The sequence below is a fragment of the Colwellia sp. MB3u-8 genome (assembly GCF_014076985.1).
Taxonomy (GTDB): domain Bacteria; phylum Pseudomonadota; class Gammaproteobacteria; order Enterobacterales; family Alteromonadaceae; genus Cognaticolwellia.
The window spans coordinates 70,537-92,279 of sequence record NZ_JACGVA010000063.1 but is presented as its reverse complement, the minus strand read 5'-3'; the positions used below and the strand labels follow the sequence as shown (position 1 = coordinate 92,279).

15 protein-coding genes are annotated in these 21,743 nt (G+C 38.6%); 8 read left to right on the top strand and 7 right to left on the bottom strand.

Going from position 1 to position 21,743, the window contains the following annotated elements; genetic code table 11:
- Positions 1 to 6 precede the first annotated feature (6 nt).
- The 5 genes from H4J54_RS10035 (at position 7) to lipA (ending at position 4,650) form a co-directional block, all read left to right on the top strand.
- Entirely contained in the window at positions 7 to 921 is a 915-nt protein-coding gene (locus H4J54_RS10035) for a septal ring lytic transglycosylase RlpA family protein (RefSeq protein WP_182190743.1), read from the top strand.
- A 265-nt stretch (positions 922 to 1,186) separates the two neighbouring features.
- A complete protein-coding gene (locus H4J54_RS10030; RefSeq protein ID WP_182190742.1) occupies positions 1,187 to 2,374 on the top strand; it encodes a serine hydrolase in 1,188 nt (395 codons plus the stop codon).
- A 320-nt stretch (positions 2,375 to 2,694) separates the two neighbouring features.
- Complete coding sequence (gene ybeD, locus H4J54_RS10025; RefSeq protein WP_182138300.1) at positions 2,695 to 2,958, top strand: DUF493 family protein YbeD; 264 nt, start codon at positions 2,695 to 2,697, stop codon at positions 2,956 to 2,958.
- Between the two features lie 71 nt (positions 2,959 to 3,029).
- Complete coding sequence (gene lipB / locus H4J54_RS10020; RefSeq protein WP_182190805.1) at positions 3,030 to 3,692, top strand: lipoyl(octanoyl) transferase LipB; 663 nt, start codon at positions 3,030 to 3,032, stop codon at positions 3,690 to 3,692.
- Positions 3,682 to 4,650, top strand: a complete 969-nt coding sequence (gene lipA, locus H4J54_RS10015; protein ID WP_182138299.1) for a lipoyl synthase — start codon at positions 3,682 to 3,684, stop codon at positions 4,648 to 4,650. The genes lipB and lipA overlap by 11 nt, the downstream gene beginning before the upstream one ends.
- 145 nt (positions 4,651 to 4,795) lie before the next feature.
- Here the strand turns inward: lipA and H4J54_RS10010 are convergent, their stop codons facing one another.
- From H4J54_RS10010 to prmB, 3 genes are all read right to left on the bottom strand, one after another.
- The gene (locus tag H4J54_RS10010; RefSeq protein WP_182190741.1) at positions 4,796 to 5,965 is read right to left on the bottom strand and encodes an MFS transporter; all 1,170 of its coding nucleotides are present in this window, start codon (positions 5,963 to 5,965) and stop codon (positions 4,796 to 4,798) included.
- 39 nt (positions 5,966 to 6,004) lie between these two features.
- Positions 6,005 to 7,096, bottom strand: a complete 1,092-nt coding sequence (gene aroC, locus H4J54_RS10005) for a chorismate synthase (RefSeq protein WP_182190740.1) — start codon at positions 7,094 to 7,096, stop codon at positions 6,005 to 6,007.
- A gap of 96 nt (positions 7,097 to 7,192) precedes the next feature.
- Complete coding sequence (gene prmB / locus H4J54_RS10000; RefSeq protein ID WP_182190739.1) at positions 7,193 to 8,125, bottom strand: 50S ribosomal protein L3 N(5)-glutamine methyltransferase; 933 nt, start codon at positions 8,123 to 8,125, stop codon at positions 7,193 to 7,195.
- An 87-nt stretch (positions 8,126 to 8,212) separates the two neighbouring features.
- On the opposite strand from prmB, the gene smrB reads away from it, so the two are divergent.
- Positions 8,213 to 8,755, top strand: coding sequence for an endonuclease SmrB (gene smrB / locus H4J54_RS09995; RefSeq protein ID WP_182190738.1), 543 nt, complete (start codon positions 8,213 to 8,215; stop codon positions 8,753 to 8,755).
- A 76-nt stretch (positions 8,756 to 8,831) separates the two neighbouring features.
- Here smrB and sixA read toward each other — a convergent pair whose 3' ends face one another.
- Positions 8,832 to 9,311 carry a phosphohistidine phosphatase SixA gene (gene sixA / locus H4J54_RS09990; protein ID WP_182190737.1) on the bottom strand — a complete coding sequence of 160 codons (480 nt, stop codon included), beginning with the start codon at positions 9,309 to 9,311 and terminating at the stop codon, positions 8,832 to 8,834.
- A 246-nt stretch (positions 9,312 to 9,557) separates the two neighbouring features.
- On the opposite strand from sixA, the gene H4J54_RS09985 reads away from it, so the two are divergent.
- Positions 9,558 to 12,353 carry an insulinase family protein gene (locus tag H4J54_RS09985; RefSeq protein ID WP_182190736.1) on the top strand — a complete coding sequence of 932 codons (2,796 nt, stop codon included), beginning with the start codon at positions 9,558 to 9,560 and terminating at the stop codon, positions 12,351 to 12,353.
- A 208-nt stretch (positions 12,354 to 12,561) separates the two neighbouring features.
- Complete coding sequence (locus H4J54_RS09980; protein ID WP_182190735.1) at positions 12,562 to 17,127, top strand: EAL domain-containing protein; 4,566 nt, start codon at positions 12,562 to 12,564, stop codon at positions 17,125 to 17,127.
- Between the two features lie 567 nt (positions 17,128 to 17,694).
- Here the strand turns inward: H4J54_RS09980 and H4J54_RS09975 are convergent.
- From H4J54_RS09975 to fadI, 3 genes are all read right to left on the bottom strand, one after another.
- Positions 17,695 to 17,898, bottom strand: coding sequence for a hypothetical protein (locus H4J54_RS09975; protein WP_182190734.1), 204 nt, complete (start codon positions 17,896 to 17,898; stop codon positions 17,695 to 17,697).
- A gap of 245 nt (positions 17,899 to 18,143) precedes the next feature.
- Positions 18,144 to 20,297: a fatty acid oxidation complex subunit alpha FadJ gene (fadJ, locus tag H4J54_RS09970; protein WP_182190733.1), complete on the bottom strand. Its 2,154-nt coding sequence runs from the start codon at positions 20,295 to 20,297 to the stop codon at positions 18,144 to 18,146.
- Entirely contained in the window at positions 20,297 to 21,604 is a 1,308-nt protein-coding gene (fadI, locus tag H4J54_RS09965; protein ID WP_182190732.1) for an acetyl-CoA C-acyltransferase FadI, read from the bottom strand. Before fadI ends, fadJ begins: the two co-directional genes overlap by 1 nt.
- Positions 21,605 to 21,743: the final 139 nt, after the last annotated feature.

Here is a 21,743-nt window from a genome sequence, read left to right as displayed (position 1 = left end):
ATATTTATGGCGAAATTAAACATCAATCACCCTATATACTTATGTGTACTGATCATACTTGTCTCGGCTTGTAGCGCTAACTATGGTCGTTACCAACAAAAAAATGACAGTATACCCAGCCGCTTACCTACCGCTAGTGAACTTCATGATGCTACGCCGCGAGCAGAAGCATTTAGCCTTGGTGGTAATAAACACTATCAAGTACGCGGTGAAGACTATCAAGTATTAAACAGTGCAGAAAATTTTAGCCAAGCCGGAACGGCCTCTTGGTATGGTCGAAAGTTTCATGGTCACTTAACCTCAAATGGCGAAATTTACGATATGTATGCCATGAGTGCCGCCCATAAGAACTTACCTTTACCTAGCTATTTAAGGGTCGTTAATAATAGCAACGGGCTATCTGTTATTGTTCGAGTTAATGACCGAGGCCCTTTTCATCAAAGCCGTATTATTGATTTGTCATACAGTGCCGCCTATAAGCTCGATATGTTAAAAACAGGCACTGCCGATGTAACCATTACAGCCATCACTGATTTTACGCTTAATGGTTTAGCCAAACTTCAGGATAGCAATAAACGCGCAGCAGATAGCGCAACAATCACGCCTTTGCCAGAAACAAGGCTTTCAGTCGCAACTGAAACAATAGCCGCGAGAAAAATTGAGCTTGAAACAGCGACACCATCACCATTAAAGGTTATACCTAGAGCACAATATATTCAGGTATTTGCTAGTAGCAGTCATACTCAAGCGACCAAACTTGCCAAGGTATTAATTAAACAACATCAAATAAATACCCTATTAGAAAAAATAAATGGAATTTTTCGTGTGCTTGTTGGTCCGATAGAGCGCAGTGATGAATTAACTAGGTTATTGTTAGCAATTAAAGCAGATGGTTACCCTAAAGCTTTTATTCGCCAGTAACTTTATTCACTAGTAACTTTTTTGCACGAGTAAAATATTAAGCCCTAACGTTAGTCTTTATTTTTTTAGCGAGTATGTTTAGCTAAAAAGTCATATTACTGCGACTTAACGTATATAAATAATTAGCAAAACTCATCAAAGGTAACAAATTGATGGTAGCACTGATTAGTATTAAAAAAGAAAAATGTTATACTGCATAAAATTTTTATAATTTCCATTAAATGTTTTTATAATTTCCATTAAATGATAGCGCTGTAGGACAATTATGCCCCAAATCAAGGTTACTCGAGTACCTAAAAAACCGATAAAGTTATTAACTGTTTTAGGCTCTGTATTATTAAGTGTTTGCTCCCTTTCTCATGCACAAACTATTATCCCACCCGCTCCAGAAGTAAGTGCTAAAGGCCACATTTTAATAGATTATGCCACGGGTACGGTTATTGCAGAAAGTAATGCCGATATTTTACTTGCTCCAGCAAGCTTGACCAAAATGATGACCAGTTACATCATAGGTAAAGAGCTAGATAATGGTAATATCAGCAATGATGACCCCGTTAGAATTAGCGAAAAAGCTTGGGCAAAAAATTTCCCTGAGTCCTCAAAAATGTTTATTGAAGTGGGTACAGAAGTATCAGTAAGCTTGTTAAACCAAGGTATTATCGTTGCATCAGGAAATGACGCCTGTGTTGCTATGGCTGAACATATTGCCGGTAGTGAAGGTGCATTTGCCCAATTAATGAATGCCCACGCTGAACAATTAGGCATGTATAGTAGCTTTTTTGAAAACAGTCATGGCTTAGACAGCAAAGAACACAAAACCACAGCGCGTGATATGGCAACACTGGCTATTGCCCTTATTCGCGATGTACCCGATGAGTACAAGTTGTATCGCCAAAAGTCTTTTACTTATAACAACATTAAACAATATAACCGCAATAGTTTATTGTGGGATAAAAGTATGAATGTTGACGGTTTAAAAACCGGCCATACCTCACAAGCAGGCTATAGTTTAGTCACATCCGCGACTAAAGGCGATATGCGCTTAGTCAGTGTCGTTATGGGTACCGACAGCGAGCGTGCTCGTAAAGTAGAGAGTAAAAAGCTACTGAACTATGGTTTCCGTTTTTACGAAACATACACACCCTATAAAGCTGGTGAAAAGTTTGTTAGTGATAGAGTTTGGATGGGCGATAGCAAAGAAGTTGACTTAGGTATTATGGTTAATACTCCAATTACCATTCCTCGTGGTCAACGTAAAAACTTACAAGCAAATTTTGAGTTAGACAAGCAACTCAAAGCGCCACTGCAAAAAGGTGAAGTCGTAGGCAAATTATTTTTACAACTCGACGGTGAAGATATTGCCCAATACCCGTTAGTAACGCTACAAGAAATTCAAGAAGGTAGCCTGTTTAATAAATTGATCGACTATGTAAAGCTGCAATTTATTAACTAGTTTTAATCACTGTTTTATTAGTTCTACTAAACTGCACAGAAAACTTAGCCTAGGCTAAGTTTTCTGCTTTAATTCAGCTGTATTAGAAAATAAAACCACCAGCAAACATTGATATTAGTTAATCTCCCCCTCATTTATATCCAATAACTCGCCTCGACTGGTCACATTCGTAATAAATAGTGTTAAAATATCACCAATTGGCACATTCAGCCGCTTAAATGATTACCACATGGATTGGTTTATTTACCACTGACTCGAATATGCTAGCCATGATTAAAATACCGACAGCATATGGGTTTTTTACCGATTAAGAGAAAAAAATGAATACTAAATTTGATGAATTATTAGATTTCCCCACCGTACTAAACTTTAAAGTCATGGGTATCGCGTGTGACGAGTTGCCTGACCTAGTGGTTGGCGAGTTGCAAAAACACACGCCTGGTGATTATGCGCCAAAGGTTAAACCAAGCTCGAAAGGAAATTATCATTCAATTTCAGTGGTTGTTACGGTTACCAGTAAAGAACATATTGAAACAATATATAAAACCTTGAACGCCATTGAGCAAGTACGTTACGTGCTTTGACCCTACTTCTTATCCGGTGTATTACCATTATTATTTAGCTATAATACCCGCAATAAAATCTATAGAGATGTATTTTGAAAAACACATTGATTATTCGGCAACTGAATAACCTCGACTATGTCGATGTTTGGCATGCCATGCAAAATTTCACCGATAATCGAGACGAAAGCACTGATGATGAACTTTGGCTGGTAGAGCATCCGCCAATATTTACTCAAGGACAAGCAGGTAAAGATGAACACCTACTTATGCCTGGAGATATTCCAGTGGTAAAAGTTGATCGTGGCGGGCAAGTCACCTATCACGGCCCTGGCCAACAAGTGATCTACTTTATGATCAATCTCCGCCGCAGAAAAATGGGCATAAGAACACTGGTTACGCTAATTGAAGATGGCATCGTAGCCTCAATGGCAGACTTTGGCATTACGGCAAAAGCAAAGCCTGACGCGCCAGGTGTTTATGTTGAAGATAAAAAAATTGCCTCTTTAGGTCTTAGAGTACGTAAAGGCTGCTCATTTCATGGTTTGGCATTAAATGTTAATATGGACCTATCACCATTTCTACGCATTAACCCCTGCGGTTATCAAGGCTTAGAAATGATACAAACAATCGATTTACAAGGCCCTGCCACAGTAGATCAAGCGGGTGACTCATTGGTTAAACACCTAAGTGAGTTATTAAACACCCAGCATTTATCTTATCAAACGGGATTGGAAACAATACATGACCACTAAATCATCACAAATTACTCCAGGCACTAAACTACGCGATGCTGAAAAAATGGCGCATATTCCTATTAAGGTTATGACTTCTGAGCGCGAAACCATGCTAAGAAAACCTAATTGGTTACGCATTAAACTGCCAAAAAGTTCAGAGCGTATTGATAGTATAAAAGCAGCACTGCGCAAACATAATTTACATTCTGTTTGCGAAGAAGCGTCATGCCCAAATTTATCAGAATGTTTTAATAACGGTACAGCAACCTTTATGATTTTGGGTGATATTTGTACCCGTCGTTGTCCATTTTGTGATGTTGGCCATGGCCGCCCAATGGCGGTAAATAAAGAAGAGCCGCGCAAGTTAGCCTTAACGCTAAAAGACATGAAGCTGAAATACGTAGTGATCACTTCTGTTGACCGTGATGACCTTCGTGATGGCGGCGCACAACAATTTGTTGATTGTATTACCGAAATTGCCGAGCATTCACCACATACTAAAGTAGAAATTTTAGTCCCTGATTTTCGTGGCCGTATGGATCGTGCTTTAGAAATTTTAAATACCCATCCACCGGGTACCTTCAATCACAACCTCGAAACCGCACCACGTTTATATACCAAAGCTCGCCCAGGCGCTAACTACCAATGGTCATTAGATCTATTGAAAAAATTTGGTGAGGCGAACCCAAGTGTACCGACTAAGTCTGGTTTAATGGTCGGCTTAGGTGAAACTAACGAAGAGATTCTTCAAGTGATGCGGGATTTACGTGCTCATGGCGTTACCATGTTAACTATTGGTCAATACTTACAACCGAGTAAACATCATTTACCGGTCGAGCGTTACGTTCACCCAGATGACTTTGCTATGTTTAAACGTGAAGCAGATAAAATGGGCTTTGATCACGCCGCATGTGGTCCACTCGTACGTTCTAGCTACCATGCTGATAAACAAGCCGCTGGTGAAGAAGTAAAATAGTACATACCACTTAAGTACATACTGCCTAGTTAATTAACCTTAACTAAGAAAAATAAAAAAAGCTAGCCGATAAAATGGCTAGCTTTTTCGTTACAGCAAAGTAAAACGGTTAACTTATAATCATTGAAATAAATAATCGATCATTCTAAGGTAGGCTAACTTTTCGCTCAATGGGTTTATTACGCAAAAATAGCGCTAAAATCCCGCCTATTAGGGCGGTAATCGCCGCAAAATCAAAGGTTATCACGGCACCAATACCCTCTTGCCATAATAGGCCAGCCACATAGGCACCAATCGCACCACCCACACCATAAACACCACCGATATAAATCGCCTGCCCTCGGCTTTGTTGGTTCGCGTTAAAGTGCTGTTGAATAAAGCTAATACTGGCACTATGGTATAAACCAAAACTTAGCGCATGGATCAGTTGGGAAAATGCCAATGCCATATCGCTATTGGCAAAATGTCCAACAATAAACCAGCGAAATGCCGTCAATAATATGCTCATGCTAATTAAAGTTTTTAGCGAAAAACTCTTAAAGAAAATAGCGGCAAAAACAAAAACCCCAATTTCTGCAACCACACCAATAGCAATAAAAATACCAATTAAAAAGCCTGAGTAAGCTAAATTCTTAAGGTATAAAGCAAAAAACACATAATAAGGCCCAAAGCTCATTTGCAACATTAAGCCGGCAAAAAAGAATAACAAAAAGTTACGATTGAACACTTTAGCTTTAATAGTGACATTATCAACGGAGGTTTTTTTGGCTATTCGAGGTTGCTTATTGAGCAGTGTCGATATAAAAAGCCCGGCTAATATGACCATACCAATATAACTAAAAGCTTCGGCAGAATAACGCTCAATGAGTTCACCACTGAGCATAGCAACAATGACAAAACCGATACTGCCCCATAAACGAATACGGGCATATATTTTCGCACTTTTGCGAATAGAGTTCAGGGTCATCACTTCAATTTGCGGTAATATTGAAGTGATAAAAAGGCTAAACATGGCCAAACTAAACATTAATGGCCAGTAACTGAATGTCCAAATAATTAAACTAAAACACAACAACGACAGCAGTGCGCCTACTTTCACTATCCTTAGGTGTTGACCTGACTTATCAGCAAGCTGCGCCCATAATGACGGCGCTACTATTTTTGTTGCGGTGATCACCGCTAATATTTCACCAATTTCTAGCGAAGTAAAACCTCTGGCATCAAGGAATACAGATAAAAAAGGTACAATTAAACCTAAGAGACCAAAATACCAAAAATAATTTGTCGACAAACGCATGAATTGTTTTGAAGCCATTAGGTTAGGCTACCATCGCTTGGGGATTTACCCGCAAGCTTAACGTTCAATATCTGGCGTTTGACAAATCACATCCATATTTTGTGCACGATGTCTCAAATAATGATCCATCAAGGTCAAGGCTAACATGGCTTCAGCAATCGGTACTGCGCGAATGCCAACACAAGGATCATGACGGCCTTTGGTCACAATGTCAGCAGACTTACCCGCAAGATCAACGGTTTTACCACTAACACCGATACTAGAGGTTGGCTTTAATGCAATCGACGCAACAATAGGTTGGCCTGAAGATATGCCACCTAAAACACCACCCGCATGATTTGACGCAAAACCCTCAGGGGTTAACTCGTCTCTGTGCTCAGAGCCTTTTTGATTAACAACAGCAAAGCCGTCGCCAACTTCTACCGCTTTCACCGCATTAATGCCCATTAAGGCATGGGCAATATCCGCGTCTAAACGATCAAAAATAGGTTCACCTAAACCCACCGGCACATTATTCGCTACTACCATCAATTTAGCGCCGATAGAGTCTTTTTTACGCATAATGCCACGTAATAATTCATCTAATTGCTCAAGTTTATTCGCATCTGGAAAGAAAAACGGATTTTCTTCAACAATATTCCAATCAATATTTTCGGCACATACGTCACCAATCTGGGTGACACAAGCTTGAATAGTAATACCAAATTTCTGTTTTAAATATTTTTTTGCTACTGCACCCGCTGCCACACGCATCGCAGTTTCACGCGCCGAAGAGCGACCGCCACCACGGTAGTCACGAATGCCATATTTTTGCCAGTAAGTATAATCCGCATGTCCAGGACGAAATGTCTTGGCAATATCACCGTAATCTTGCGAACGTTGGTCGGTATTCTCAATTAATAAACCAATAGGTGTGCCCGTAGTTTTACCTTCAAAAACACCTGACATTATTTTGACTTCATCGGCCTCTCGGCGCGCGGTGGTAAAACGCGATGTACCCGGTCGGCGTCGATCAAGGTCATGCTGTAAATCAGCTTCGCTAAGCTCTAAGCCTGGAGGGCAACCATCAATAATGGCCCCTAAGCCTAACCCATGGCTTTCACCAAATGAAGTAACTGTAAATAACTTACCAAAAGTATTACCTGACATAATGAATCTTACCCGTAAAAAATGATGATATACCCAATGCCGTAATGAATTGGTATCAGAGTGCCCAACAAACTACTCTAGGCAGCTTGTTGGGTATTAATTATTTATTGCCTGAAAATCTTGCTGATGATTTTCTAGTTGTGCTTTAGTTAAACGAAACACGCCATGGCCACCGCGTTCAAACGCCAACCACTGAAATGGCACATTGGGAAAAGCAGCACTTAAATGGATTTGTGAATTGCCCACTTCACAAATCAATACGCCATTATCATGCAGATGACTCGCGGCTTGCGCCAAAATTTGTCGTACGATATCTAGGCCATCAAAACCACTGCCTAAGCCCATTACTGGCTCATGTAAATACTCTTGTGGCAAGGCATCGACATCTTCTTGATCAACATAAGGCGGGTTTGTCACTATTAAATCATAACCTTGTCCTACGAGCCCAGAAAAAACGTCAGATTCAATTGGCATAACTTGTGCTGATAAACCATGACCTTCAATATTGATTTGCGCGACATTGAGTGCATCAATAGAAAGATCGGCTGCATCCACTTCTGCCTCAGGAAACGCAACAGCGCAAGCAATAGCAATACAACCACTACCGGTACATAAATCTAAAATTTGCTTTGGCGCATGATCAATTAAACCGGCAAATTTATTATCGATTAACTCACCTATGGGTGAGCGTGGCACTAGCACCCGCTCATCAACATAAAATGGCAAACCACAAAACATCGCTTGATTAGTTAGATATGCTGCAGGTAGCCCTTCAACCATTCGCCGTTCAAACAAGTGTAAAATCGCTATTCGCTCTTGGGATACCAAACGACATTGCATAAGATCATTAGATATTTCTTGCGGTAAAGCCAGTTGATGCATCACCAAAATAAGCGCTTCATGCCAAGCATTGTTTGTACCATGGCCAAAATACAACTCAGCTTGATTAAACTGACTCGCACCAAAACGCACATAATCATTAACGGTATGTAATTGTTCGCTTACCTCTACAAAATTTATTATTCCCACGCTTTCCTCAGGTTTATTATCATAACACTTGTTTTTATTATTATACTTTCACTTGTTATTGTTCGTCGATGTTTTTAAACTTCGCAAATGAAATCTAAAGACGCACTTAATGTGGAAGAAATAAATTTATTTAAAGACACCATAGGTAAGGTAAAACCTATGGTGCAGGACAGAATACACCCGGCAAAAAGAACCAGCAAGCAGAAAACGACTTTAGCAAAACAAAAAGATAAAAAAGCCTTAGCTGAGTTTCATTTCTCTGATGAATTTGAACCTGCGCTGAATCTTAATGGTCCTCTAAAGTACGTTCGTGATGGCGTTGATAGTTTTGAAGCTAAAAATTTACGCCGTGGTCAATACGTCCCAGACTTAATTTTAGACTTACACGGCCTTGATCTGTACCAGTCAAAACGTGAAATTGCCGCATTACTTGCCGCTTGCGAAAAAGAGCATGCACAATGTGTTTGTATCGTTCATGGTTTAGGTGGCCGTATATTGAAAAATAAAGTGCCGCACTGGTTAGTACAGCACCCTGATGTGATGGCCTTTCACCAAGCACCATTGGAATGGGGTGGCAATGGCGCCATACTGGTTTTAGTCGAATTAAAAGACAAGTTTAGTATTGATTAACCAAAACACTCAAGGAGCCAGAGTCTCAAAAATATCATGGCAAGCTAGCGCCAAAGTTCATTAACTGAAAGCTTCATTAACTGACAACTTGATTAGGTGACATTAAGCTAATAAGCTCGCCATGCATTTTGTCGGTATCATAGTCAATTTGCGCTACGGAGCCCGTTTGAAATATCGGCATAGTGTTATCACTGCTCAATTCGGCGACCAAATAACTTACCAAAGGCATATGTGACACTAATAATATTTTCTGGTACTGCTCAACAGCGCAAACGGCATCAAGATAATCATGAACATCTTTAGCACTATCTTCTGGTGTAATAATACTTAAGGTTTGCCTTTTATCTAGATTACCTAACTGGCTAATCACGGCATCTGCCGTTTGTTGCGCGCGTAAATATGGGCTAACAAAAACACAATCAAATGTCAGACTGTTTTCTAATAACCATTGTCCCATGATTTTAGCTTCTTTAACGCCGTTTTCAGTTAACGGTCTGAGTTCATCAGACGGCGCAATCATTTTAGCTTGTCCGTGACGCATAACAAAAATTTGCATAAACACCTTAATTTCAACACAATTTTCAATATTGTTGATTGTATGTCTAAACAAGATGAATCTTATATATTCAAGTGGCTTAGCCGTAGTTCTCAATAATCTTGGCTATAGTAAACGAATTGTTTAGCTTTTTATAACATCTAATAAGAATAAAATGGACTCACCTTATTCCTTAAGGTAATTTAGAAAGATTATCAATAGAGCATAGCCATACAGAGCTACAGCATAAATTGTGCGGGAGTAACCGTGAAACAAAGCCCGAATGACGCTAAACACTATCAAACCATCACCTTAGGTAATGGCTTAAGAACTTTGTTGATCCATAACCCTGAATCAAATAAATCTGCCGCTGCTTTAGCCGTTAACGTGGGGCATTTTGATGATCCTAATCATCGACAGGGACTTGCTCATTTTCTTGAGCACATGCTATTTCTTGGCACCAAAAACTTTCCTGATGGCAGTGAATATCAGAAATTTATTAATCAACATGGCGGCAGTAATAACGCTTGGACAGCAACAGAGCATACCTGTTTTTTCTTTGATATAGGTTATCAACATTTCAGTGCGGCAATAGCACGTTTTGGCGAGTTTTTTACTATGCCGTTATTATCTGAAGAATTTGTTAACAAAGAACGCAAGAACATTGACGCCGAATTCAAGCTCAAGCTTAAAGACGATATTCGACGCCTTTACGATGTTCACAAAGAAACCATTAATCAAGCTCACCCTTTCGCAAAGTTTTCTGTCGGTAGCAGTGAGACCTTAGCCGATAAAGTCGGTTACAATTTACGCGATGAGTTGTGTGAGTTTTTTCAAAAGCATTATCAAGCACATTTTATGACCTTAGTGTTAGAAGGGCCACAAACGCTCAAAGAATTAGAAAATTTAGCCAATGAGCATTTTTCCCAGATTAAAACTAATGGCATGGCTAAAACAAAAATTAGTGAACCCCTTTACTTGGCCCAGCATCAACAAAAATGGATCACAGTGCAGCCAGTTAAAAACGATCAACAACTGATCATTAGCTTTGCCATGCCAAGTATTGATCAATTTTATCGTCAAAAGCCTGAAGCTATTCTGGCCTACTTAATAGGTCATGAAGGTCCAGGTAGCATTTTATCATTATTAAAAAGTAAACAATGGGCGCTAGCTTTAACGGCTGGTTCAGGCATAAATGGCTCAAATTTTAAAGATTTCAATATTAGCATTTCACTTTCTGAATTAGGTACACAGCACATCACTACCATTGTCAGTATCGTATTTTCATATCTAAATTTACTTAAACAAGCGCCAATTAACCAACAGTATTATCAAGAGAAAAAAGCCTTAGCTGAGTTATCATTTTCTTACCAAGAAAAACTATCACCTCTGAACTCTGTCAGCCAACTTGTGATCAATATGCAACATTATCCAGAGCAAGATTACATTTTCGGTGATTACGTTATGGAAGGTCAAAATCAAGCAACACTAAATAACTTACTTGGCTTAATGGTTGCAACTAATATCCGCATTATTTCTATCGATAAAAATGTTCCTCGACAGCCCCATGTCAACACCAGTAAATGGTATCAAGTTCCCTACTCGGTCAAGGATATTAAACCCGAAGAAATTGAGCAATGGCAAAATTCGGCCAACATAAACGCGCTTTTTTTGCCCAGCAAAAACCCTTATATAGTGTCCCGACCTAAGCTGATCAAAAATGATGATGCAGAAAATAGCCCGCTAACACCGCCCAAAAAGATTTGTCAGCAAAATGGTTTAAATGTTTGGTTTAAACATGACACTAGTTTTAATACGCCTAAAGGCTATATCTATCTCTCTATAGACTCTCCAGCAGTAATAGAAAGTGCTAGCACGATAGCAATGACACGTTTATTTATTGACCTTTACAGCGACGCTGTTATTGAGGAGCATTACAATGCCGAATTGGCGGGCATTCACTATCACCTATATTCTCATCAGAGTGGGCTAACGCTAAAATTATCAGGCATTAGTACAAAACAAGAAAAACTATTGCCGCTATTGTTAGCTAGTTTAATGCAGGGAAAATTTTGTCCGAATAAATTTGAATTATTTAAGCAAGAGCTGCTCAGTCACTGGCAAAACGCAGAAAACAGCAAATCAATTTCACAACTATTTGCCAGCCTTAGCGCCACAATGCAACCACAAAGCCCCAGTAACCAAGTTTTAATTGATGCCCTAGAAAAGATAACGTTTCAAACGTTTACAAGTTTTGTAGTCCGTATTTTTGAAAACACCGCGGTCAATTTACTCATTCATGGCAATTGGTCCAGACGGTCTGCTGAGCATATTATTACCAAGGTTAAACAAGTTTTTGATGGCAAGTTATCTCAAAATAACCAAGTTGAGATTCCATGTCTAGATCTTCAAGGCGTAGGCCCATTAACACTACCGATAGAGTTACCAGAGCATGATCACGCTGCTGTACTCTACTACCCCATGCCAAATAAAGATTTGCGCACAATAGCGTTAACCATGTTAACGAATCAATTATTGTCGCCTATTTTCTTCCAAGAAATGCGCACAGAAAAACAATATGGCTATTTGGTTGGTGTCGGTTTTATACCGATTAATTGCTACCCAGGCATTGCTTTTTATATTCAATCGCCGCACACCGACTCAGTAACATTAACAGAGGCCATGAATGCCTTTATCGCTCGGACAAATGATTACATTACCCATTTGCCTGCTGAGCACTGGCAGCATTTACAATTTGGCCTAGCAAGTCAGTTACAAGAAAAAGATACAAACTTAAGAATTAAAAGTCAGCGTTATTGGGCGGCTATTTGTAATAAAGAAGCCTCTTTTGACCAAAAGCAAAAACTCATTTCAATGATTAAAAGTATCTCAATAGATAATGTCGCTGAATTTTTCCAACAATATTTTAATGGCGCAGAGATAAAAGATCGCTTGTCGTTATTAAGTTATGAAAACAAAACGCAGTTAGATAAAATGACCAAGAATGTAGCCATTAATGAGAATATCAAATTTTTATTGAAAAAATGTCAAATAAAATATTAAGTTAGCCGATACAAACATGAAAATATATTAATAACCAGAATATCACCACACAATAGCGCCACAATAACAGCAAAGATTGACTTAGTTCCTCACATCCATTGTAATAGGGCCTAGCATCCAGAAATAATCAAAATATATGGCATACCTAATAAGCTAAATCATTAAGGTATAGGTTTAACTAAAAAGGGTTGTATTAGTGCTTTTGCTTTTGTTCAAAAAAAAATTAATTTCTCAATTTCATGCTATGTTTGCTGTCTTGGCACTACTGATCCTGCTATGCCCTCATAACAAAGTTCTCGCGTCAGAAAACAATATTAATACCCCACCACTGAAGTTTGAACGCATCTCAATTGCCGAAGGTTTATCACAGAGCTATGTTTACGATATTATACAAGACAACAATGGCTTTATATGGATAGCTACACAAGACGGTTTAAATCGTTATGATGGCAAAAATTTCGTTTATTATCGTCACGATAGTACCAATAAAAGCTCTATTGCCAGCAACTTCATTCGCAAAATTTTTATAGATAAGCAAAATATAATGTGGGTTGGAACAAACGAAGGGTTAAGCCGTTACAACGAAGCATTAGACAGCTTCGACAACTTTTTTCACCAAACCAACGACAGTAACTCGCTTGAAGACAATCAGATTTGGGACATTTATCAAGACCAACAAAATGATATTTTAGTATCCACCAAAGAAGGCCTACATAAATTCAATCGAGAAAATAATAAGTTTTCTCGGGTAAGACTACGTGGCTTGGATACCGACTTAAAAGAAATTAAAACTATTTTTCAAGATAGCAGAGGTAATTATTGGCTTGGTACTTATGATAAAGGGATATATTTAGCTAATAGTGCACTGTCATTTGCTATTTCTTTAAGCGAGGACAATAAATGGGATTTAAAGCTCAACGCAGATGCTCTTTACGATTTAAAGTTTATTGATAATCAATATTGGCTTGGTACAAATAACGGACTTTATATCATTGATGAAGATTATCAAATCATCAAACATTATACTGAGAGTGGCCCAGATAAAGCCTCAAAAATATTATCAAATCAAGTACGTTCCATAGAACAGCTTGATGACTGGTCTGTCTGGTTAGGCACAGGTAATGGCCTCAACAGTATTAACTTACTCTCTGATGATGTATCTGCTCATCAAAGTGCTCAACACAAAAACTCATTATCGCTCAATTTAATATTAAAAATATTTAAAGACAACTCAAATAATATGTGGCTAGGAACCAATGGAGCAGGCATTAATACATTCAATGCTCTCAACTTAAAAATGCAACATGGATTACTTAATTACAATGATTTACCCATAAGTGTCATTGGATTTGCAGAGTCTTCTAACGGTACGATATGGGCAGCTTCTGACAAAGGTTTTTTGTATACAATCAAAGGGAATAAAATTGAACAAGACAACCATTTACAATTAGATAACCTAGTATCTCAATTGTTGATTGATAAAAGCGATAACCTTTGGTTAAAAACAGAATTAGATAATCAAATTGGCTCTAATAAACTTTATAGATACAATACTCATGACAAAAATTTATTTGAAATAAATGCTTGGAGTATACTTTCAACAAATAATAGTGATAACCAACTATTCAATTTAGATAAGAAAATATGGTACATAGACTCTGATCATTCACTCGCATCATATGATCAAATTTCAAACACATCTCAACGTTACAAACACAATGAAACAGTTAATTTCACATCATTATTCCTAGATGATGACAATGTGTTTTGGTTAGTTGGTGAGAATAAAGAACTTGTGAAGTTTTTCCCTGAATCATTGTCATTCACCCCTTTAAAAACAGAATTTACGGATAGTCAAAACATCGGAACAATAACTAGCATATCGGTGTCGAACAATTGGATTTGGCTAGGAACAAACGGCCAAGGAATAATACTAATAAATAAACTTAATAAAAAAATGAGTATATTTAATGAAAAAAATGGTTTAAGTAACAACTTTATTGCGTCGATAATAATTGACAAAAATGAAACTGTTTGGCTCTCAACTAACAAAGGAATTAATTCAATAGCTCCGGCTACAAAAAAAATTAAATCTTTTAATCAAGACCTTCTAATTAGCGATAATGAGTTTACTAGTGGCAGTGCTATAATCGCTTCTAATGGGACAATTTATTTTGGTGGACTTAATGGCTTTCATGCTTTCACTGCAACTGATATAAAACAGATAAATCAAAACTTTTCACTTCCATATATTAGTGAGATTTTCATTGCAAACCAAGAGGTTGAAGTAAAAAGCGCAAATAATTTAAGTGAATTTACCATTACAAAGACACCAAATGCGTTAACCATATTAAATCTTCAATATAAACAATCACCATTCAGTATTGAATTCGTATCACCTAATGCAAAACTTCCAAGCCTTTTAAAATATCGCTATCGACTTAGAGGACTAGAGGATGACTGGATTGATGCTGGTAAAAATAACCTACGTGCCACCTACACCAATTTAAGCCACGGTGATTATACCTTTGAAGTACAAGCATACGACTTACAAAACAACCAAGAAAGTGCAATAAAAACGCTAAAAATAAACATTATGCCGCCTTGGTGGTTATCTCGGGTCGCCATATTTATCTATAGCCTTATTGCGCTATTAATCCTCGCCTATATACTGCAACAGATGCGCCATAAACGCCTTTATCATCTGCAAATAAAGATAAGTGAAGAACGTCTTAAACTATCCCTTTGGGGCAGTGGTGATGAAATGTGGGATTGGAACATTAAAAGTGGAAAAATATTCCGCTCAAATATATGGGGAGTTTTAGAATTCCCGCAAGATGGCAAGCGCAATGTTGGAGCAGATCAAGCCAATATTCACCAACACGATATCCCGCGAGTACGGGAAGCTTTAAACCAGCATATGGAAGACAATAGCGAACACTTTGAAGCGACCTATCGTGTTAAAGATAAAGACGAAAAATGGATTTGGGTGCTCGACCGTGGAAAAATTGTCGAACGAGATGAAAAAAACAAACCTAGCCGAATGACAGGTACCTTAAAAGATATTAGTCAAATTAAACACGCCGATGAGCGTTTAAAACTTTTTGCAAAATGTATCGAGAATATTTCAGACGCGATTGTTATTTATGACCGTCAATTTACTGTCGTAGATATCAATAAAGCATTTCAAAATATAACCGGTAAAAATAAGTTTCAAATGCAAGGGACTTTACTTAATTTTGAACAATATTCTGATAGCTTTAATCAAAATGTTAAACAGCATTTAATGACCAAAGGTAGTTGGTACGGTGAAATAAAAAGTAAACGTGACAATGGCGAGATTTATTCAACTGACTTTAATATCGATATCATTCGTGACGACAGTGGCAATATATCGCACTTTGTCGGCGTTTTTTCTGATATAACCAAGCGCAAGCAAACAGAAGCAGAATTAAGAAAACTGGCCAATACCGACACCTTAACTGAGTTACCGAATCGTGCTTATTTTCAAAGCAATCAACAAAAATTAGTTAGCAGTAAAGTCCCACATGCCTTACTGGTGTTTGATTTGGATAACTTTAAAAAGGTTAATGACTCATTAGGACATGAAGTTGGCGATGTTTTGCTATGCAAAGTGGCCGAACGCATTAAAATTCTAGGCCGTAATCAAGATACGGTTTATCGTTTAGGTGGCGATGAATTTAGTTTAATTGTTGAGAACACCAATGATCTTCATACCATCACCCACATCGCCAAAGAAGTTTTAAAGTCTATTGCACTACCGCTTAGGCTTAAAAGCCAAGAAATTGTGCTTTATAGTAGCATTGGTATCGTAATTTACCCTGAAGATGGTGCGAGTCCACAAGAGCTGCTTAAAAATGCCGATACGGCCATGTACCATGCAAAAAACACGGGGGGTAATAAATACCAATTTTTCAGTGACTCAATGAATAAAACCGCTGTTAAACGCCTGCAAATAGAAAGCTTAATTCGACACGGATTAAAGGAAGATTTATTTTCGGTGTTTTATCAGCCAAAAATCGAGATTGCAACAGGAAAAATAGCGGGTATGGAGGCCTTAGTTCGTTTTGAAACAGCGAATAAAGGCATAATAAGCCCAGTCGTCTTTATCCCTGTGTCAGAAGAAACCGGGCAAATTATAGATATTGGTGAGGTAGTTTTACGCAAAGCATGCTTTGCCACTAAAAAGTGGGTCGATACCGGACTTTTTGACGGACGTGTGGCGGTTAACCTTTCGGCGGTGCAGTTTACCCAACCAAATTTGGTGGCAATGATTGCCGATACGTTAAAAGAAAGTGGCTTACTGGCAAAATATCTTGAGTTAGAGATCACTGAAGGCACGGTAATGGACTCACCACAAAAAGCGATTGATACTATGTTACAAATTCGTGCGATGGGCATTCATTTATCACTGGATGATTTTGGTACGGGTTATTCTTCACTGGCCTATTTGAAAAAATTCCCATTAAACACGCTAAAAATAGACAAAGCCTTTGTTGATGATATTGAAACCTCAGAGCAAGGACGGAATATGGTGGCAACCATAGTGACTATCGCGCATAACTTAGGTATGCAGGTAGTTGCAGAAGGCGTTGAAACTAATCAGCAATTGAGCTTTTTATCTGGCTTACGTTGCGAGCAATTACAAGGCTACCTTTATAGTAAACCGCTACCTAAAGGTGACTTCCAAAAATATTTGCTTTCTTTTCAAATTACCCATAAATCCACATCGCTTGGAAAGAGTACCTTTTAAAAGTAAGTGTCGGTTTTATGGCGCTGTGATATTATTGCCAATATCGACTGAAAGCCAAGTAAATTGAGCTTTTCAGTCTTGGCATGCTTTTCGCATGTATATGATTGAATTTCAATTAATTTTTTTTAATTTAAAAATAAGGAAAAACATGTTTAGTTCATTAATTCTTTCTTTTGCAATGTCTATATCGCCAGCTCCTGCTGTAAATTTAGATAACGTATCAGTCCAAGAGATCGGCACCAGACGTGACCAAGTTCGCATCGGCACCAGACGTGACCAAGTTCGCATCGGCACCAGACGTGACCAAGTTCGTATCGGCACCAGACGTGACCAAGTTCGTATTTAGGAGGCTTTATGATTAACTTAATTAAATTATTATTTACTGCAAAGACTGAAAACACTATTGCGGCAAGCATCGAAATAAAAGAAATGCCTGCAAGTACTTGGTGGAATTAAGACCTTATAAAGCCTGTTGATATTTATAAAGATGATTAAAAATTACGCTACAGGGAAGTTAGCGTCTTTATAAATTAAATGTTACTGACATTAAAACAGGCTATTTTTTTATTATGCTGGAAATAACAAGCAATCAAAGCCAAAGCGCTGGTATATCTTTACACGTTTTTTCATACAAAACATTGGCCAAACAAAAGGACCAAACATTAAACCGGCTATTGCCCATCGCTTTATACCTAAGCCACTGCTGATGGCTTGGCAATAAAAAAACATCGAAAAAACAACGCTTAATACCCCGATGAATAACAAAATCATGCTCTACTCACTTTGAAAAATTAGACTGGAAAAGTAAAAAACCAACACACCTGTGCATTTTAACAAGTTTAGAGTAATTATTCAAAAATAATGTATTTTATTGTCACCTTATTATCTCAAATTAATAGCCCCTATTTCAAAAAAACAATAAAAAAAGAGGCAATAAATTGCCCCTTAGTAAATCAATTATCACCGCCTAAGCGGTAAATAAATACCGTATAAGGTAATATTAGCCAGAGTATAGGCTAATTATAAAAGCTTTTATTTTGCTCTGCCATTTTCACTAAGGCATCACAAGGCGTAAATCGCTCACCAAATTCAGCTTGCCATTGGGTTAATTTACTCACTAAAGTTACTGCGCCAATCTTATCCATATATTTAAAGGGTCCACCAAGGAAAGGTGGGAAGCCTATACCAAAAATAGCGCCAATATCGCCGTCACGGGCATTGCGGATAATCCCTTCATCTAAACAACGAGCTGCTTCATTAAGCATCATATAAACACAACGTTCAGCTTGTGCGTCAGTAACCGTCGTATTGCTAACCTTGAGCCCTAGCAAAGCGTATACACTTTCATCCACTAATTTTTTCTTACTTTTAGTATTATATTGATAAAAACCTTTTTTAGTTTTTTTACCTAAACGGCCATCATCAATTAATTTAGAAAATGCCGTTGGTGGAGCAAATCTATCGCCTAATTCTGCTTGTAGAATGGGACCGATTTTAGCACCAACGTCAAGACCCACTTCATCTAATAGCTGCATAGGTCCAACGGGAAAACCAAATTTAACCATAGCTTTATCAAGCGCTGTAATAGAGCAACCTTCAAGCAATAACGTCGCGGCTTCATTTAAATAAGGTGCTAAAATACGGTTAACATAAAAACCGGCTTTATCTTTTACCACAATCGGTGTTTTGCCTTGCTGCTTGGCAAATGCGACAGTAGTCGAGATAGTTTGATCAGAGGTTTTATCGTGGGCGATAATTTCCACTAACGGCATTTTGTCAGCCGGTGAAAAGTAATGTAGACCAATAACATTTTCAGGTCGTAAAGCGTGCTCTGCGATTTGTCCTATCGGCAAGCTTGAGGTGTTACTGGCGAAAATAGTACTCTCTTTACAATGGCTTTCAATATCCGCCAGCATATTTTGTTTTAAGGCTAAATCTTCAAACACCGCTTCAACAACAAGACCAACATTGCCAAAACCAGTATATTCTGTCGTGCCAGTTATTAAGGATAATTGACTTTGCATTTCGCTATGACGCATAAAACGGCGTTTAACTTTTTTGTTTAACAAATCATAACCATATTTTAAGGCATGGCTGATACCTTGATTTGAAATATCTTTTATCCGCACAGGTAATTTAGCTTTTGTTGCTGTGACAAAAGCGATACCTCCACCCATTAAACCGCCACCAAGCACTGCGGTATTAGTTATTTTTTTAGGCGCTACTCCTTCAACACCCTGCTCTTTTTTCATATCTGTGGTCGCAAAAAATAGCTGTCTAAGCTGAACAGAAACATCACTCATCACTAATTGACCAAAATGATCAGCTTCCACTTGATAACCTTTTGAAGCAGCTTGCTCAACACCGGCTCGAATACAGTCAATTATTTTTAAAGGCGCAGGATAGTTACCTTTAGTTTGACCTAATACCATTTTTGTCGCTTTAGAGAATAAAATATTTCGGCCTACGCTATTACCTTCAAGTAACTTATCCATCATTGATAATTGGCGAGCTTTAGGTTTTACCTTACCAGAAAGCGCCAGCTGCTCTGCAGCTTTTAGCAAAATACTCTGTGGCACTACATCATTTACCAAGCCTGCTTTTAATGCTTGCTTAGCACGTAATTGCTTACCGGTTAGCATCATATCTAATGACTTTTGAATACCAACACGTTTGGGTAATCTTTGTGTGCCACCACCACCTGGCAGTAAACCTAATTGCACTTCAGGCAAGCCTAGGGCGGTTTTTTGGCTGTCACTACAAACAATGGCATGACACGCCATAGCAAGCTCTAATCCGCCACCTAAACAAGCACCATGCACGGCAGCAACAACCGGGATTGATAAATTTTCCAGTTGATCAAAAATCATTTGCCCTTGACGTGACAAAGCCGTGGCTTGCGCAGCAGAAGTACAATTCGCCAACATATGCACATCAGCGCCGGCGACAAAAGAATCCGCTTTACCACTGGCTAATACTAAGCCAGTAATCAACTTGTCTTCGCGAATCTCTTTTAATATTTCCGCGATCTCATCAGAAAATTCAGCTTTCAAAGTGTTCATAGAGTCGCCTTTAACGTCCATGATCAAATGCGCTATACCATTTTCTTGGCGAGCTAAACTAAAGCTTTTATTATTTTCTGGTTGTTCACTATTTGTTACATCAGTCATTAATCTGTCTCCACAATCATAGCCGCGCCTAAACCACCCGCTGCACAAGCTGTGGTTAAGCCAACACCGCCGCCACGGCGGTTTAATTCATTCAATGTTTGTACAATCAATCGAGTACCTGTTGCTGCAAACGGATGACCATAAGCTAACGAACCACCCATGACATTGAATTTGTCCATGTCGATTTCACCAATGGCTTTATCACGCCCTAAATGCGTTTGAGCAAACTTGTTACTGGCAAACATTTTCACGTTGGACAGCGCCTGTGACGCAAAGGCTTCATGCATTTCAATTAAATCTATATCGGCTAAATTCATGCCGGCACGCTGTAAAGCGATTGGCGAAGCATAACTTGGCCCCATTAGCATATCTTCCCAAACATCAATCGCGGCAAAGCCGTAACTGCGAATGTAGCCTAAAGGTTTATAACCTAGTTCTTTAGCTCGGCCTTCACGCATCATTAAAATGGCCGAAGCGCCATCGGTTAGCGGCGTACTTGTCGCCGCCGTTACCGTACCGTGTTTGCGATCAAAAACGGGGCGTAATTTTGCATAACTGGCTAACTCTGAGTTTTCACGAATACAATTATCTCTCTCGATAAATGACTTGTAGGGTTCGCTATGGGCGGTCATCACCTCACCGGCTAGTTTACCTTCTTGCCAGCTTTTCGTGGCTAAAGTATGTGAGCGATGCGCTAATGCATCTTGTGCTTCACGGGTAATACCATGTGTTTTTGCCATTTGTTCTGCAGTATACCCCATTGACAAACCAGAAGAATATTCGGCAACAGCCGGAGGTACAGGTAATATATCCTTAAAGTTAAGCTGGCGAATAAGCGCCATTTTTGCACCAAATGAGCGGGCTTTACTTAAATCTAATAAGGTGCGAGCAAATTTCTTCGACACACCAATGGGCGCAACAGACGAAGAGTCAGCACCCCCTGCAATACCCACATCAACAAAACCCGCCATAATTGACTCAGCAACATTAACGGCAGATTGAAAACTAGTCGCACAGGCACGAGAAACACTATAAGCATCAGTATGAACATTCATGCCAGTACCTAGTACAATTTCACGGGCAATATTGGGTGCTTCTGGCATTTGCACTACTTGCCCAAACACTAACTGGTCGATAATTTTTGGGTCAACGTCATGCTTTTGTAGTAATTCATTGACAACAATTTTTCCTAAGTCGACAGCAGGAACACCATGAAAAGCAGTCGCTTGTTTTGCAAACGGTGTACGTAAGCCCGCGACTATAGCTATGCGCTCTCCACTGCCGGTTATTAATTTTGATTTTGTCATTTTTAATTCCATTTTGTTGCAATACTCAAGAGGTCAGACCTCTTTGGATTTGTGGTAATTCTAACCAACTATAGAAATAATTCAATCATTAGCTTCAAAATTTAAGCAAACTTATACTAGGAAGATACCAAGAACACAC